Here is a 16,362-nt window from a genome sequence, read left to right on the forward strand (position 1 = left end):
TAGGAAAAATTCTATTGAATTAAATAGAGTAATGTGATAGGATTAGTACAATTAAAAAATCTGATAGTTTCGAAAAGAAAGAAAGGAAGGCGGATTCAAGATGAAATATGGCTTTTGGATGCCAGTTTGGGGCGGCTGGCTGCGAAATGTGGAAGATGAAAATATGCCCACTACCTTTGAATATTTGAAAATCTTGGCGCAAAATGCGGAACAGAAAGGGTATTCGATGACGCTCATTCCGGAATTGTTTTTAAATGACATTAAAGGGATCGAAGCGCCATCGATGGACGCATGGTCCACAGCGGCTGCCATCAGCGCCGTAACGGAAAAACTTGAAATTTTGGTTGCGATCCGTCCGGGATTCTACAACCCGGCCACTTTTGCGAAAATGGCCACAAACATTGACCACATCAGCGGCGGAAGACTTTCATTGAATATTGTTTCCGCATGGTGGGAAGAAGAGGCGAGACAATACGGCGGACAGTTTACATCCCATGATGAACGGTATGCACGCACGGAAGAATTTATTGAAGTGTTGAAAGGATTATGGAATCATACGCCTTTCTCTTATAAAGGAAAGTTCTATCAATATGAAAATACTTACCTGGAACCGAAGCCTCTCCGCAATCGCCATATTCCGCTCTACGCCGGAGGGGAAAGCGAGACGGGCAAGCAGACGATTGCCAGAACTTGCGACTCTTACGTGATTCACGGAGGAACGGTTGAAGAAGTAAGGGAAAAGCTTGCCGACATGCAAAGACGCCGCGGGAAATTAGGAAAACCGCCTTTTGAAACCTTTGGAATGGCCGCGTTCGTCATTTGCCGGGATACGGAAGAAGAGGCAAGGGAAGAATTGGCCCGCATCACGGATGTATCGGAAGGAAGCCCGGGCTATGCGGGATATCAGGACTTTATCAGCAAGTCCCAACTGAACGTAAATGTCAGTCTGGAAGACTATTCGGTCTCCAACCGCGGCTTGCGTCCGAATTTAATCGGAACGCCTGAGCAGATTGCAAGACGCATTTTGGAATATGAAGATGCCGGCGTGAACCTGTTGATTCTGCAATTCTCTCCTCAATTGGAAGAGATGAACCGTTTTGCCGAAAAAGTGATGCCTTTGGTGGAAGAATTGAGAAAAGAAAAATTAGGAGTGAAATAAATGTCAAAAATCTATGTCATCCACGAAAACGATGAATGGACAGTCCATTTAACAAAACGTTTAGATGAATTGAACCTCCCTTATGAATTGTGGCATTTGGACGAGGGGACGGTCGATCTGACGAAGGAGCCTCCGGAAGGGGTTTTCTACAGCCGCATGAGCGCTTCATCCCATACGCGCAACCACCGTTTTGCGCCGGAATTGACGGGGGCGGTCCTTGCATGGCTGGAGCATCATGGCCGCACGGTATTGAATGGAACAAAGGCCTTATCATTGGAGTTGAGCAAAATCAATCAATACATCGCCCTTGAAAAAGCGGGAATCCGCGTGCCGAAAACAATCGGCGCGGTGGGCAAGGAGCAGGTTGTCAAAGCGGCCGAAAGTCTGGGGAAAACGCCGTTCATCACAAAGCACAACCGCGCAGGGAAAGGGCTTGGCGTGCAACTATTCCATTCCATCGACGCATTGAAGGAATATCTCGAAAGCCCGGCTTATGAAGAGCCGGTGGACGGCATTACGCTGATCCAAGAATATATTAAGGCGCCGGAATCCTACATTACGCGCGCGGAATTTATCGGCGGCAAATTCTTTTACGCCGTGCGCGTGGATACATCGAAAGGGTTCGAGCTTTGCCCTGCGGATGCCTGCCAGATCAACGATTTATTCTGCCCGGTCGGCGAACAGGTGGAACAGAAACCGAAATTTGAAATCATCGACGATGTGGATTTGGAACAAATCGCGAAATATGAAGCGTTCTTGCAGGCAAACGACATCGCCGTCGCAGGCATCGAGTTCATCAAAGATGAAAACGGCACCGTTTATACGTACGATATTAATACCAATACGAATTACAACAGCGATGCGGAAGCAAGAGCGGGCAAATACGGCATGCTGGAAGTGGCGAAGTTTTTAGGGGAAGTGCTGGAAAAAGAGAAAGCGGTGGCCAGCGGGGTCTGATGGAGATTTTTGAGTCGGGCCCGCGCTTTTGCCGGCGGTGAAACCAAATAAAACGGCTTAAGCTTCTTCGGGAAAGCTTAAGCCGTTTTGATTGTTGAAATGAAATTGAGGGAAGGTGGGTAAACCATTTCCGTTTTTATAAAAGCAGGCGATAAGGGTCTTGCAAGTAGTCGGCGATTTTTCCCAAAAATTCCGCAGCCGGTGCACCATCGATAATTTGGTGATCGTATGTTAAGCTGAGCGGCAACTTTAATTTCTCCACCACTTCGCCATCCTCCAATGCCAGTTCTTTTTGGATGGCGCCGACACCTAAAATGCCGACTTCCGGTGTATTCAAGATCGGGGTGAAGTATTCGATTTCATAGCCGCCCAAGTTTGTAATCGTAAAGGTCGATCCGCTGTAAAGGCTTCCGTCCAGCGTGCCTTGCCGCGCTTCGGTTGTCACCTTCTTGATGGCAGCGCCAAGCTGGGACAAAGACATGAGATGCGCGTTTTGTATTACGGGAACGACCAAACCGTCTTCCACCGCTGTGGCCATCCCGATATGCACTTCCTCAACGCGGATATATTCGCCATTATGGTACCAGGCGTTCATATCCGGCGTATCTTTTAATGCCAAAACAACCGCTTTTGTAAGAAGGGTATTGATGCTCAGTTCATTATGGACAAGCGGGTCTTTCACTTTTGACTTGATCTCATCGCGGAATTTCATTAATTCGGTAATATCCACTTTTCGATGGTTCGTTACTTGGGCGGTTGTTTGGACGCTGCGCATCATTCGCTGGGCAATGGTCTTGCGCAAACCGGCAAGCCCGGCACCGTATGAAACGGCCGATGCGGATGGCGCGCGGTCTTTTGCCGGAGACTCCATAGAGGCCTGATATCTTAATATATCCAGCCGTGTTATTCGTCCATTGCCGCCTGTACCGACGACATTGCGGATATCGATGCCAAGTTCTTTCGCCATTTTGCGGGCGATTGGCGTAATAAAGATTCTTTCTCCGTCATCTTTTTTCTTTGATTCCGTTTTTGCGGGCTCATTTGCCGCCGCTGTTTTGACTGCCTTCGGTTCCGGGGCGCCGGCTGATGGGGTAGGGGAGCCGATCTGTTCACCGGGTTTTCCGATATACGCGATTGGCGCCTTGCTTGGTACGACATCGCCCACTTGAGCGACAATTTTAATGATCGTGCCGGACTCCGGTGCAACGACTTCGCTCGTCAATTTCTCCGAACTGATTTCCGCCACTGCATCGCCTGCCTGCACTTCATCTCCTTCATTTACAAACCAATGTTCTACTGTGCCCTCTGTCATTGTCAAGCCCAGTTTCGGCATCAATATTTCCGTAGCCATGATGAATCCCCCCTCTCTATTTGGCTCTCAGGTCATCGATGATTTCTGCTGCCACTGTCAACACTTTTTGCGCATCCGGAATATATAGTTTTTCAAGATTGGCAGCGAATGGAACAGGTGTGTTTGGCGCGCAGACGCATTTAATTGGTCCGTCCAAATAGTCGAAAGCTTTGTCTGCCACAACCGAAGCGATATCCGTTGCCGTGTTGTTGTGCGGATTGGATTCATCGATGATAATTAAGCGGCCTGTTTTCTTCACGGACTCCAGCACCGTTTCTTCATCCCATGGGGCAACAGTGCGCAGGTCGATCACTTCAACCGATACATTGTCCTTTTCCAGGATTTCCGCCACTTCCAGGCCGACGTACAGCATTTTTCCGATGGTAACAATTGTCAAGTCCTTGCCTTCACGCTTGATGGCAGCCTTGCCGATCGGGATTGTATAATACTCTTCCGGCACTTCGCCTTTCATGCCGTACAATGTTTTATCTTCCGAAAAGATGACGAGGTTGTCATCTTCAATGGCGGAGAGGAGAAGCCCTTTTGCATCATATGGTGTTGCGGGGACGACGACTTTGACGCCGGGAATCGAACCGAACAGTCCGTAGTAGGAGCCGGAGTGCTGGGCGGCCGCGTTCACTCCCGCACCGTGCATTGTGCGAACCGTCATGGGAACTTTCGCTTTTCCTCCGAACATGTATCGCATCTTCGAACCTTGTCCGATGATGGAGTCAAAGCAAAAGCCGATAAAGTCGCTGAACATCAGCTCGGCCACAGGGCGCAGACCGGTTACGGCCATCCCAACGGCCGCAGCCATATAACCCATTTCGGATAGCGGCGTATCGATGACCCGCTCACGGCCGTATTTCGGTGCAAGGCCGCGGGTGACGCCCATTACGCCGCCCCAGGCATCTTCGTTGGCTTCTTCCAAATGTTGGACTTCCGCGCCGCCTGCAATATCTTCACCTAATAAAATGACGTTTTCATCTTTTGCCATCGCTTGGTCAAGCGCTTCATTGAGTGCGTTCATGAATAAAATTTCTCTGGCCATTCTCTATAACTCCTTTCCAAGTTTTTTAGATTAGTCCGCAAAAACATCTTCATAGAGCGATTCAGGCGATGGTTCCGGACTTTCTTTGGCGAATTTGATCGCCTCTTCAATATCGCGGATGGATTCTTCTCTCAATTGATCCAATTCTTCTTCCGTCAGCAAGCCGTTTTCGATGGCGTATTGGCGGAAAACTTCGAGCGGATCCACTTCCGCCCATTCTTTTTCTTCTCCGCTGGGCGCTTTGTAAGTCTGTTCGTCACCTTCAAAGTGTCCGTGGTTCCGGTAAGTGACGCATTCGATTAACGTCGGACCTTCGCCTTTGCGCGCGCGTTCAATGGCTTTGCCGGCCGCTTCATAAACGGCGACGACATCTTTTCCATTCACCCGGACGCCAGGCATATTATAGGCGACGGCTCTTTCCGCGATTGTGCGGGAAGCGGAAGAATACCATTGAGGAGTGGATTCGGCGAAGAGGTTGTTCTCACATACAAAAATCACCGGCAGCTTCCAGATGGACGCCATATTCAAACATTCGTGGAATACGCCTTCGTTGGCCGCGCCGTCACCGAAGAAACAAACGGCAACCCGGTCCGTTTTCTTATATTTGTTGCGCATGGCCGCGCCGGTTGCCAGCCCGAAACCGCCGCCAACCATTCCGTTGGCTCCTAAAATCCCTTTGTCCATGTCGGCGATGTGCATGGAACCGCCTTTACCTTTGCAAAGGCCTGTCGCTTTCCCGAAGATTTCGGCCATCATTCCTTTTAAATCGCCGCCTTTGGCAATACAGTGCCCGTGTCCGCGGTGGGTGCTGGTTATGTAGTCTTCATCTGTCAGATGGGCACAAACACCGACAGCAATGGCTTCTTCACCGGCGTACAAGTGCACGAACCCCGGAATTTCACCGGCAGCGAAGAAACGTTTTACATTTTCTTCAAAATTTCGGATATCTTCCATTGATTTGTACATGGATTTTGCTTTGTCTTTCGTCAATTCCACAGCATCGGTAGCTGCGCGAATCTCCAAATCCACCAATTCCTTCACCGACGTATCGACGCTCGCAAACAATTTGGGCATGCCTTTCGTTTTTTCCGCCATTTTGATTCCTCCTTTGATTTATTGATGTTTCATTATTCTTTTTGCTGTTTCCTGGATCAACTCCGAAACGGTAGGGTGGGCGAAGACAGTATTCGCCAATTCATCGACGGTACCTTCAGCTTCGCGGACGGCAAGGATTTGGTGGATCAGGTCCGCCGCGTCGGGTCCGACAATGACGGCCCCCAATATTTCCCGGTACCTCGTTTCGGATATGATTTTGACAAAGCCTTCCGTTTCATTGGCGCAAATGGCCCGTCCATTGAATGAAAACGGCATTTTTTCGACGATTACGTCATAGCCTTTTTTTCTTGCTTCTTCTTCGCTCATCCCGAATTCGGAAACTTCCGGATCGATGAAAAGAGGGCGGGGGATGCTGTATGGTGATACGGGCCTTTCTTTTTTTCCGTTTATGGCACGGACGGCTTTTACGCCTTCCGCACTGGCCGCATGGGCGAGTGTATGGCCGCCGATTAAATCGCCGACCGCATAAACGTTTTTCATGCTCGTTTCATAGTATTCGTTTACTTTGACAAATTGTTTTCTTTCATCCAGTTCAAGTCCCATCGCCATCGGGATTTCCAGGTTTTGTTTTCTGCCTGTCGCCACCAGAAGCCGATCAAAAGGAATCTCTTCATCGGAAAGAAGGACGCTTCCTTTTTTCACTTTTTGGACGGAAGCTTCTACAATGATTTTTATTCCCATGCTCTGAAGCTTTTCTTTCACAATGGAACGGGCGTCCGGGTCGACCGTCAACAATATGTCCGGTGCGGCTTCAATGATCGTGACATCGGTGCCGAAACTTTTCATCGCATAGGCCAATTCCACGCCAATCACCCCGCCGCCGATGATGGCCAAGCGATTCGGCAATGTCTCCATGTCAAAAAAGGTGTTCGTCGTCAAATAATCGATATCGCTTAAACCCGGGATGTCCGGGATGAAGGGGGCGCCGCCCGTGGCAAGCAATACATGTTTTCCGTAGTATCGCTCTCCATTCACTTCAAAAATTTTGCCTTCTACGTGTTTCGCTTCTCCTGTAATATAATGGATGCCATTTCTTTTAAAGGTCATATGGATGCCCGATTGCAGGGTGGAGATGATTTTGTTTTTCCTTCTCACAACGGAGGGGAAATCGATTTGATTCACTGCAACCGATATACCGTTCTTATTCAGGGCTTGTACGGCGGACAACCAGCGGCTGTATTGCAAATACGCTTTGGAAGGGATGCAGCCGACGTTGAGGCAGCAGCCGCCGACGGCATTTCTTTCAATCACCGCCACTGAGTTCCCCAGCTGTGCGGCTTCTTCCGCAGCTACATATCCGCCGGGCCCGGCTCCGATAATGAGCACATCAAAGCTCTTCAAGGAGTCACCTTCTTTCCTTTTACAAATGCACGAACAACTTCATTAATCCGAATTTTCGGAATAATGAAAACGGTTGCAAATCAATTGTATCGGATTTCAAAAAATACGTCTATACAATTTTCAGAAAATTGATGTGAATACGAAGAAAAAAATAGCAGTTTCGAAGAATTGTAGTGTTGAAATTTGGGAGAGGGGACAGGGCTTCCTCTCCTTCATTTAAACGGGAATCAAACCGGTTCATAATGGAAAACCGGTTTACCATTTTGGATGGAAACAATAATGCGGACATTTTCACCGATTTGATTGGCAATGATGTCCCGGGCAAGCGGTGTTTCGATGTGCTGGACGATAAACCGCTGAATTGGGCGCGCCCCATATATCGGATCGTATCCGTTTTCCGCAATCCATTGGATGACATCCGAAGTGGCGTGCAGAATCAATTTGTTTTCCCTTAACCGTTCATTGAGTTCTTCCATCAATATTTCGGCAATCGCCGTCATTTGTTCTTTCACCAGCGGGCTGAACAGGATGGTTTCATCAATCCGGTTTATAAATTCCGGCCTGAAATGGGCGCGCAATTCGTTCATGACCGCTTCCCTCGCTTCGGATGTAATGGCATTATGCCTTTCAATAGAATCCAGCAGCCGTTCCGATCCGATATTGCTTGTCATAATTAAAATCGTGTTTTTAAAGTCCACCGTCCGGCCCTGGGAGTCCGTAAGCCTTCCTTCATCGAGCACCTGCAATAGAATATTGAACACATCCGGATGGGCTTTTTCGATCTCGTCCAGGACGATGATGGAATGGAGCCGATGCCGGACCGCCTCCGTCAAGTGGCCCCCTTCGTCATAGCCGGCGTATCCCGGCGGAGGACCGATGAGTTTCGCGACAGCGTGTTTTTCCATATACTCTGACATGTCCAGACGCACCATATCCAGCTCTGTACCAAACAACACTTTTGCCAGCACTTTGGCGAGTTTCGTTTTGCCGACGCCCGTAGGTCCGAGGAACAGGAACGAGCCGGTCGGTTTATTCGGATTTTTGATTCCGGCCCTTGAACGCAGGACGGCGTGGGTCACTTTTTTCACCGCTTCATCTTGTCCCACGATGTATTTGTGTATTTCGTCTTCCAAATGCAATAGCCGATTCCGTTCATTTTCCATGACGCCCGTGATTTTGATTCCGGTCAGTCTTTCCACGACGCGCCCGATATCTTCGGCGGTTACCACATTATCGATGAAGGTTTCTGTTTCCCTTAGCGACTCCCATTGTTGTTCCAGCTCTTTTAGCCGCTTTTGCGATGCGGGAATGTCATGGGTGTCCAATTGGACGATTTGGCCGACGTCATTGTTCTTTACCGCTTTTTCATATAATTTATGCAATCTTGCCAAATTCCTTTTTTCCCGCTGCATGAAATGGAGCAGTTCCAGCTCTTTTGCCCATTGCTTCTCCATTTTTTCTTTTTCGCTTTCCAAACTTTTCAGCTGCCGTTCAAGGGCGTTCCTGTCCAATGTCGGGTCGGGGTCCAAATCTTGCTTATAAAGGGCGATTTTTGTCCGCAAAATTTGTTCGTTGATGTTCTTGATGGAACGGGGGACTTCATTTAAGGAAATCCGTTTTACTGCGCTCGCTTCATCCATCAGGTCAATGGCTTTATCCGGCAAATACCGGTCGGTGATGTAGCGTTTCGAAAGTTTGGCCGCCGCTTCGATGGCTTCATCCGTAATCAGTGTTTCGTGATACAATTCATAATCTTCTTTGATGCCCCGCAGTATTTCGATGGTTGCCTCAATGGACGGCTCATTGACGATCACCCGTTGGAAACGGCGCTCCAATGCCTTGTCTTTTTCGATATATTCCCGGTATTCATCTTGCGTGGTTGCGCCAATGCAGCGAAGTTCCCCGCGGGCAAGCATCGGCTTTATGATATTTCCGGCATCCATGGAGCCTTCTGTCCGTCCTGCGCCGACAATCGTGTGGATTTCATCAATGAAGAGAATGATCCGATTATTGGATTTTTTCACATCGTTTAATACGGCTTTTAATTTTTCTTCAAATTCCCCGCGGTATTTGGCTCCTGCGAGAAGGGAGCCCATGTCGAGACTGTAGACGACTTTGTCGCGCAAATTATTTGGAACCTCTTTGTTCACAATTTTTTGGACCAAGCCTTCGACGATGGCGGTTTTCCCAACCCCGGGGCTTCCTATCAATATCGCATTATTTTTATTTTTTCTTGTCAGAATGCGGATGATATCGTTGATTTCTTTTTCCCTGCCGACAACCCGGTCCACTTTTCCGTCTATGTATCTTTGATTCAAATTGACCGCATATTTGTTTAATGAATCGTACAGCGCTTCCTGATGGTCGGATGTGACGCTTTGCCCGTCCCGCGTTTGATTCAATTTTTCATAGATGGACTCTTTGGTTACATGATGTTGGGTCAAATATTTTGTGATCGGATTAAAATCCTGTTCAAACAGGGCAATCATCAAATGTTCGACGGAAATAAAGCGGTCCCGCAGACGTTCCGCTTCGATTTCCGCCTGTTTGAACAGCCTTTTCAGGCGCTGGCTTTCTTTTTCTCCATAGGCGATTTCCGTGCCCGATATAGATGGGATTTTGTCCACTTCCTTATTGACGAGTTGAATCAGTTCATCCATATCAATGTTTAATTCCCGGTAAAAGTTGTAGGCAAAGTGGCCCGGTTGCAGCAAAGCGGCCCAGAGATGGGGAATATCCAGCTGGTAGTGCAACTTCTTTTGGGCCATCTTTTTCGCATGAAGGATTCCTTCTTTTACGGCGATTGTATATTTTATGGTCATGTTATCACCCTTTTCTGTGGAGTGGCCAATTGTTGTAAATCTATCGTAAGCGAAAAATCCTGCGAAAATCAATCTTATTTCTGAATTTTTCGTCAATTGAACCGTAGATCTTTGAAGATATGGGAGGGAGACGGGCAAAAATTTTACCCCCTCCGCCTGTTCGAAGGGGAGGGGGTGAGTTCATTTCTGAACTTTTGCTTTGTTTTTTTGGAAAATTCCTAATGCTTCAATGCGGCGGATGGCTTCGCGGATCCGTTCTTCCTCCACCAGCAGGCCGACCCGGATATAGCCTTCGCCGTGCTCGCCGAATCCGTTTCCGCTTGCGACTGCCACATCCGCTTTTTCCAATAGGTAATCGGAAAATTCTTGGCTCGTAAACCCTTCCGGAACCGGCAACCATGCAAAGAAGGAGCCTTTTGGCGCTTTTACGTTCCATCCGATCCGGCGGGCTTCTTCCACCAGCACATTGCGGCGGGATTCGTAAATGTTTCGCAATTCTTCCACACAGGATTGATCGCCATTCAATGCATAGGCGGCCGCGCGCTGTACGGCAGGGAAGAGGCTGCAGAACAGATGGTCTTGCAACAAGTTGATGGCTTCAATGATGCTGCGGTTTCCCACCGCAAAAGCGACGCGCCAGCCGGCCATGTTATAGGTTTTGGATAATGTGTAAAACTCGATGCCGACTTCTTTTGCCCCTTCCGCTTGCAGGAAGCTGACCGGTTTCTTCCCGTCGAATCCAAGGGCTCCGTATGCGAAATCGTGAACAACGGCAATACTGTGTTCTTTTGCAAATTGCGCCGTTTTTTCGAAGAACGCCAAATCGGCTGTGGCGCCCGTCGGATTGTTTGGATAGTTCAAATACATCAATTTTGCCCGCCTTTTCACTTCATCAGGCAAAGCGTCATAATCCGGGAGAAAATCATTTTCCTCAAGCAAGGGCATGGTATCGAAATGGACTTCCGCCAACACCGGACCGGATAAATAGTCGGGATACCCCGGATCCGGAAGCAGCATATAGTCGCCGGGATTGAGCACACACAACGGCAGCTCGACCAGGCCGGCCTTTGCGCCGCCCAAAATGGCCACTTCCTTCTCCGGGTCGATGTCCACATTGTATTCTCTTTTGTAGAAGCCGGCTGCCGCCTGTTTAAGTTCGGGCATGCCACGGAAAAGGGAATATTTATGGGTGGCAGGATCGGCTGCCGCTTCCTGGAGCGCTCTGACGATGTGGGGAGGGGTCGGGCGGTCCGGATTGCCTTGCCCCAAATTGATTACATCGCGTCCTTCCGCAATCGCAGCATTGACTTTTTGCACAAGGGAAGCAAAAAATTGAGTAGGGAGTTTTTGGAGTTTATCGGATAATTCCATGTGCATCCTCTTTTCTTATTGATTTAGTCGGTTAAGGTACAACTTGATGGAATTCTCAAAATCTGTCATTCTGTATTTTAAGGAAATTCCCGTTTATAATTATAAGTAGATATGTAGGAATATTATTATTTTTTTGAAAAATTGTCTAGGGGGATTTGAGATGAAAATTGGTTGCATTCAAATGAATGTCGGGTTTGGGAAGGTGGAGGAAAACTTCGAACGGGCGGAGCGGCTGATTCGCGAAGCGGTTGAGAAGGGCGCTGAAATTGTGGTATTGCCCGAAATGTGGAATACCGGTTATGCCCTGGAAAAGTTGGAGGAATTGGCGGACGAAAACGGCGACCGCACGAAAGCCTTTCTTCAACGCCTTGCCCGGGAGCTGAATGTACATATTGTCGGAGGCTCTGTCGCGACAAAGCGAAACGGCAAGTTTTATAATACGATGTATGTGGTGAACCGCGATGGGGAATTGGTGAGCGAATATAGCAAAGCCCATTTGTTCAGATTGATGGATGAGGAGAAGTACTTGGAAGCGGGGAATTCCATGAACCGCTTCGATTTGGACGATCTTCCGGCAGCGGCTGTCATTTGCTATGATATCCGCTTTCCTGAATGGCTCCGGGCCCATGCATTGGCCGGGGCGAAAGTGCTGTTCGTTTCCGCCCAATGGCCGACTCCGCGGATTGATCATTGGAAAATTTTGTTGCAAGCCCGCGCCATTGAAAATCAATGCTTCGTTGTGGCAGTGAACCGGATTTCCCGCAAACCTGAAAACTTCAATGGGCAGTCCATGGTGATTGAACCTTGGGGTGAAGTGTTATGGACCGGCGCAGAAGATGAAGAGTTGGCGGTCATTGACGTAGATTTTTCAAAAGTGGATGAAGTCCGCACACGAATTCCGGTATATGACGACCGCCGCCCGGAATTGTACGGGAAAGTGGTGGAGCAAAAGTAAAGGATTGGATCTATGGACCGAGCAGGATGGGATGCTCGGTTTTTTTATTGGATTTATTGAAACTTGAGTGGACGTCATTTTTTTGAATGGTGTTGGCAATTATTGCATACCAGAAATAGAGGTTTTTTGACTGTCGATAAAAAACTTTAATCCTTTGAAACTTTTCCTTTATTCCGGAAGCTCTAATTAATGAAAGGAGGATTAAGAGAGTGAAACATGATATCGAACTAGTGAAAAAAGCAATCAAAGGAGATGCGCAAGCCTTTGAACAATTGCTTTTTAAAGAAGAACAAATGCTTTATTATAAAGCGCTTTCCTATGTTGGAAGGAAAGAAGACGCACTGGACGTTATCCAAGAAACAACTTGCAAAGCGTTTTTAGCGATTAAAGATTTGCGAAATCCCGAATATTTCTCGACATGGCTCTTCAGAATTCTCATTCGTGAATGCTACCAATTATTGGAAGAAACGCGATCGAATGATTCCGTACGATGAAATGGAACTATTAAGGAAAATGGAACACAAACAGGAGCTGCCATCTGATTCTTTACATTTAGGCGAAGCATTATCAAAGTTAAATGAATCCTATCAAACCTCGATTATTTTATTTTACTATCACGACCTGTCTATTCGGGATATTGCTGAAGTGATGGGAAAACCGGTTGGAACAATCAAAACCTATTTGCGAAGAGCAAAAAAACATTTAAAAAATGAACTGGAAAGGAGTTATAAGTTCAATGAAAGAACAACATTTCGATGTGTTTCCGCAAGCCGAAGTTCGATCGGCGATTCGCACTGGAATTGCTCAAGCACAAGAGCAAATGGATGGAAAGGTGAAAGCTCCTTTATATAAAAGAAAAATCACTTATCTTTTAAGCTGTGTGGCTGCAGTATTTGGATTATTATTTATTTCAGCTCAATATTCTCCTGCGATTGCAACGAGTTTATCGAAAATCCCTTTAATCGGTTCTGTTTTTGGCGATTCCGACTTAATGGGTTTACAAAATGCCTACCAAGAAGGGTTAATCGACGAAATTGGCGAAACACAAACAATTAATGGAATATCCGTTACGTTAAATGAGGTTCTATCTGATCAAAGCAATATTACAATCGGCCTCATTATTGAGTCTGAAAGGGAATTAGGTGAACATTATTTCGGTGCAGGCATGGATATTACGATTAATGGAAAATTGCCTAAAGCAGTTTCAGGTTCTTATGGAGAAGAAATGATTTCATCAACCACTCGTACAGCCATTCAAATGATCGGCATTACCGAAGAGATGCCTGACCAATTTGAACTGGGGCTAACGCTTAAGGGAGAAAAAGGGGAAAAATGGCACTTCTCAACGCCAATCAAGAAAATAAAAGACATAAAAACAATTCCTGTTCAACATGAACAAACAGTAGATGGCATACAACTCAAGGTAACAGAAGTGTCCATAAGCAAAACAGGTGTAAGTGTATCTTTTGAGAGTTCTGAAAAAGTGGACGATTTTGATAAAACGAGAGGGCAATATATCGATTTCCTAGTAGTAGACCAAGATGGCAACAAACTGACAAACCTGTCAGGCGGAGTGACAGGGGAAAGAATGAAAGATGCCATCGTGTATAAAAGTAAAAAGCAATTTGATCCAATTGACTCAAAGGTGACGGAATTGACCATTACCCCATATTTGGAGATTCCATCGAGTGGTGGCGGGGCAGATGAAAACGGTCAATATATCGAAAAGGATTATAGTGGGCTAAAAGATGTTAAATTTGAACCATTTACAGTGAAAATACCTTAATGATTGAAAAGGGCGTCCTGAATTTACAGACGTCCTTTTTTGATTATAGCCCTGTTTGGGCAAATCACCAAATAATAATGGAATAGTTAATATTTCTAATTTCACAATATCAGTAAATATCTTCACCAATACGGTTAATAAAAATATGTTCACCACCCCAAATATCAAAATGAATGATAATATACTTTTTGAGGTGAATAAATTGAATCTTCCACAAACCTTTCAAGAAAAAATGAAAAACTTATTGCAAGAAGAATATGATGCCTTTATTCGAAGCTATGAAGAAGAGAAGAATCAGGGCTTGCGAATAAACACGCTAAAAATTTCAATAGATGAATTTTTACAAATGAATCCTTTTACAACCGAGAAAATCCCTTGGGTGAAGGAAGGCTATTTTTATCCTGGCAATGAACGGCCAGGAAAACACCCTTACCATGAAGCGGGGTTGTATTATATCCAAGAGCCGAGCGCGATGGCGGTAGGGGAATTGGCGGATCCCCGGCCGGGAGAGCGCATCCTCGACTTGTGCGCGGCGCCGGGAGGGAAGACGACCCACCTTGCCTCCGAAATGCGGGGGGAAGGACTGCTCGTTTCCAATGAAATCCATCCGCAGCGGGCGAAAATTTTATCGCAGAACGTGGAACGGATGGGCATCCAAAACGCCATTGTGGTAAATGAAACGCCTGAGCGTCTTGCCGTCCGTTTCCCCGGCTTTTTCGACCGGATCCTGGTCGATGCTCCTTGCTCCGGGGAAGGGATGTTCCGGAAAGATGAAGAAGCCCGCCTGCACTGGAGTCCGGAAAATGTGGCCCTTTGCGCAAGACGGCAGGACGAAATCCTCGACCATGCCCAAAGCATGTTGAAGCCGGGGGGACGGCTCGTCTATTCCACATGCACCTTCTCGCCGGAAGAAAACGAGGGAACAATCAGCCGCTTCCTTGAAAAGTATCCGAACTTTGAAATTGAGCAAGTGGAAGTGTACGAAGGCTTCAGCCCGGGAAGAGCCGATTGGGTGGAAAAGGCGGCTCCCGGCATTGAGAAGACGATCCGCATTTGGCCCCATCTCGTGAAAGGGGAAGGGCATTACATCGCCGTGCTGAAAAAGGTGGACGGGGATGAGGCGCCCCGCATCAAATATGCCAAATCGAAACTCGATCCGAAAATGTTGAAGGCCTATCAGCAATTTGCAGGCGAAACATTGAACAGGACGCCTTCCGGAAATTTCATCGCATTCCATGATCAACTGTATGCGCTGCCGGAAGAGGCGCCGGCTTTGGATCAACTGAAGGTGCTGCGTCCGGGCCTGCATTTGGGAACGTTCAAGAAAAACCGCTTCGAGCCTTCCCATGCCCTCGCTTTGGCACTAAGCGGGGAGGATGCGAAAAACGTGTGGAATCTTCCCGCGGATTCGGAGGAAATCCTCGCTTATTTGAAAGGGGAAACCTTGCAGGCAGGCGGTCCAAAAGGCTGGTATCTGATGACCGTGGACGGCTATTCCATCGGCTGGGGCAAGCTTGCCGGAAATGTGATGAAAAACCATTATCCGAAAGGCCTGCGCTGGATGGGATAGCAGGCGCCTGCGCTGGCAGGCTGCCGCTTTATGTTTCGCGCAGGTTGTTGCATCCTGGCGGGATTTTCATTTGTTGCGGCTTTGCCCCAAATGTTTTACAAAAAATGAAAATCTACCCTGCACAAGTCAACAATTGAACATTTCCACATACATTAGAAATAACCTCTCGAGGCTGCTTTTTACGGCTTTGGGGGGTGTTTTGTTTTGGGCCGTTGCGGAGGCGCCTGAATCAACTTTTCCTGAACCGGTTTCCGGTGTTCAAATAAATGATCATAAAAACCACGACGCCGACAAACAGGGCGATTCCCGCAATCAGCAACCATAATATTTCAAATATCTCCGCTATCGTCCATACGACCATCAGCCCGGCCAAAACGAACATGTTTTTGCCGACAAACCGGCATAAGGCGGGTTCGTCGTACTTGGCTTTTTCTTCTTCCGGCAATGTATTATAACCGGCGATCAAAAAGCCGCCTTTTCCTTTGTATAAATAAAAAGCAAGCAGCAGCATGGGCACCGCGATGATCCCGTTAATCATAATCAGGGCCAATTTTTCATTCATGCCTTTATTCGCCTCCTTTCTTTGATTATAAGGAAATTGGGTATTGATTGATATATTTATATTTTGTTAATGTAAATAATTTAAAATTCAGTTATTTCATATGGAATTTTCTGTAATTTCTCCAAATCTTCAGGTTTTTTTCAAGATTAATGAACACCATTGGGGCTTTTGTTATAATGAAGCAGGATTTCAACCCCGAGTTCGACAGTTTTGAGGCCATTTTAGGCAAATGAAAATGGCCAAAATGCTGTTATATCAAAGATTTCGCGATGCGGATCCTAGAAAAAAACACTGAATTTCATAGGCACACGACTTGTTTAT

12 protein-coding genes and 1 pseudogene are annotated in these 16,362 nt (G+C 47.0%); 6 read left to right on the plus strand and 7 right to left on the minus strand.

From position 1 onward, the window contains the following. Positions 1-100 precede the first annotated feature (100 nt). On the plus strand, positions 101-1,159 hold the full coding sequence (locus tag FKZ59_RS02965) for an LLM class flavin-dependent oxidoreductase (RefSeq protein WP_141601244.1): 1,059 nt from the start codon (positions 101-103) through the stop codon (positions 1,157-1,159). After that, positions 1,160-2,116 carry an ATP-grasp domain-containing protein gene (locus FKZ59_RS02970; RefSeq protein WP_141601245.1) on the plus strand — a complete coding sequence of 319 codons (957 nt, stop codon included), beginning with the start codon at positions 1,160-1,162 and terminating at the stop codon, positions 2,114-2,116. Positions 2,117-2,252: 136 nt separating this feature from the next. Here FKZ59_RS02970 and FKZ59_RS02975 read toward each other — a convergent pair whose 3' ends face one another. From FKZ59_RS02975 to FKZ59_RS03000, 6 genes are all read right to left on the minus strand, one after another. Next, positions 2,253-3,467, minus strand: a complete 1,215-nt coding sequence (locus FKZ59_RS02975) for a dihydrolipoamide acetyltransferase family protein (protein ID WP_141601246.1) — start codon at positions 3,465-3,467, stop codon at positions 2,253-2,255. 16 nt (positions 3,468-3,483) lie between these two features. Further along, on the minus strand, positions 3,484-4,518 hold the full coding sequence (locus tag FKZ59_RS02980; RefSeq protein WP_141601247.1) for an alpha-ketoacid dehydrogenase subunit beta: 1,035 nt from the start codon (positions 4,516-4,518) through the stop codon (positions 3,484-3,486). Positions 4,519-4,548: 30 nt separating this feature from the next. Further along, entirely contained in the window at positions 4,549-5,484 is a 936-nt protein-coding gene (locus FKZ59_RS02985) for a thiamine pyrophosphate-dependent dehydrogenase E1 component subunit alpha (protein ID WP_408057428.1), read from the minus strand. 147 nt (positions 5,485-5,631) lie between these two features. After that, a complete protein-coding gene (gene lpdA / locus FKZ59_RS02990; RefSeq protein ID WP_141601249.1) occupies positions 5,632-6,975 on the minus strand; it encodes a dihydrolipoyl dehydrogenase in 1,344 nt (447 codons plus the stop codon). A gap of 227 nt (positions 6,976-7,202) precedes the next feature. Beyond that, the gene (locus tag FKZ59_RS02995) at positions 7,203-9,797 is read right to left on the minus strand and encodes an ATP-dependent Clp protease ATP-binding subunit (protein WP_141601250.1); all 2,595 of its coding nucleotides are present in this window, start codon (positions 9,795-9,797) and stop codon (positions 7,203-7,205) included. A gap of 180 nt (positions 9,798-9,977) precedes the next feature. Then, entirely contained in the window at positions 9,978-11,168 is a 1,191-nt protein-coding gene (locus FKZ59_RS03000) for a pyridoxal phosphate-dependent aminotransferase (protein WP_141601251.1), read from the minus strand. Between the two features lie 160 nt (positions 11,169-11,328). On the opposite strand from FKZ59_RS03000, the gene FKZ59_RS03005 reads away from it, so the two are divergent. The 4 genes and pseudogenes from FKZ59_RS03005 to FKZ59_RS03020 all read left to right on the plus strand — a co-directional run bounded on the left by FKZ59_RS03005 (position 11,329) and on the right by FKZ59_RS03020 (position 15,479). Further along, positions 11,329-12,123 carry a carbon-nitrogen family hydrolase gene (locus tag FKZ59_RS03005; protein WP_141601252.1) on the plus strand — a complete coding sequence of 265 codons (795 nt, stop codon included), beginning with the start codon at positions 11,329-11,331 and terminating at the stop codon, positions 12,121-12,123. A gap of 209 nt (positions 12,124-12,332) precedes the next feature. Further along, positions 12,333-12,840: pseudogene (locus FKZ59_RS15190) on the plus strand (sigma-70 family RNA polymerase sigma factor); the annotation flags it as partial. Between the two features lie 19 nt (positions 12,841-12,859). Next, positions 12,860-13,909: a DUF4179 domain-containing protein gene (locus tag FKZ59_RS03015; protein ID WP_141601253.1), complete on the plus strand. Its 1,050-nt coding sequence runs from the start codon at positions 12,860-12,862 to the stop codon at positions 13,907-13,909. A gap of 202 nt (positions 13,910-14,111) precedes the next feature. Next, a complete protein-coding gene (locus FKZ59_RS03020) occupies positions 14,112-15,479 on the plus strand; it encodes an RsmF rRNA methyltransferase first C-terminal domain-containing protein (protein WP_141601254.1) in 1,368 nt (455 codons plus the stop codon). Between the two features lie 229 nt (positions 15,480-15,708). Here the strand turns inward: FKZ59_RS03020 and FKZ59_RS03025 are convergent, their stop codons facing one another. Next, positions 15,709-16,041: a DUF3784 domain-containing protein gene (locus FKZ59_RS03025; protein WP_141601255.1), complete on the minus strand. Its 333-nt coding sequence runs from the start codon at positions 16,039-16,041 to the stop codon at positions 15,709-15,711. Positions 16,042-16,362: the final 321 nt, after the last annotated feature.

The sequence above is a fragment of the Ureibacillus terrenus genome (assembly GCF_006569205.1).
GTDB classification, from domain to species: domain Bacteria; phylum Bacillota; class Bacilli; order Bacillales_A; family Planococcaceae; genus Ureibacillus; species Ureibacillus terrenus.

Coding starts and splice junctions, on each gene's coding strand:
- FKZ59_RS02965 (WP_141601244.1), top strand. CDS start 101: ATGAAATATGGCTTTTGGATGCCAGTTTGGGGCGGCTGGCTGCGAAAT.
- FKZ59_RS02970 (WP_141601245.1), top strand. CDS start 1,160: ATGTCAAAAATCTATGTCATCCACGAAAACGATGAATGGACAGTCCAT.
- FKZ59_RS02975 (WP_141601246.1), bottom strand. CDS start 3,467: ATGGCTACGGAAATATTGATGCCGAAACTGGGCTTGACAATGACAGAG.
- FKZ59_RS02980 (WP_141601247.1), bottom strand. CDS start 4,518: ATGGCCAGAGAAATTTTATTCATGAACGCACTCAATGAAGCGCTTGAC.
- FKZ59_RS02985 (WP_408057428.1), bottom strand. CDS start 5,484: ATGTACAAATCAATGGAAGATATCCGAAATTTTGAAGAAAATGTAAAA.
- FKZ59_RS02995 (WP_141601250.1), bottom strand. CDS start 9,797: ATGACCATAAAATATACAATCGCCGTAAAAGAAGGAATCCTTCATGCG.
- FKZ59_RS03000 (WP_141601251.1), bottom strand. CDS start 11,168: ATGGAATTATCCGATAAACTCCAAAAACTCCCTACTCAATTTTTTGCT.
- FKZ59_RS03005 (WP_141601252.1), top strand. CDS start 11,329: ATGAAAATTGGTTGCATTCAAATGAATGTCGGGTTTGGGAAGGTGGAG.
- FKZ59_RS03015 (WP_141601253.1), top strand. CDS start 12,860: ATGAAAGAACAACATTTCGATGTGTTTCCGCAAGCCGAAGTTCGATCG.
- FKZ59_RS03025 (WP_141601255.1), bottom strand. CDS start 16,041: ATGAATGAAAAATTGGCCCTGATTATGATTAACGGGATCATCGCGGTG.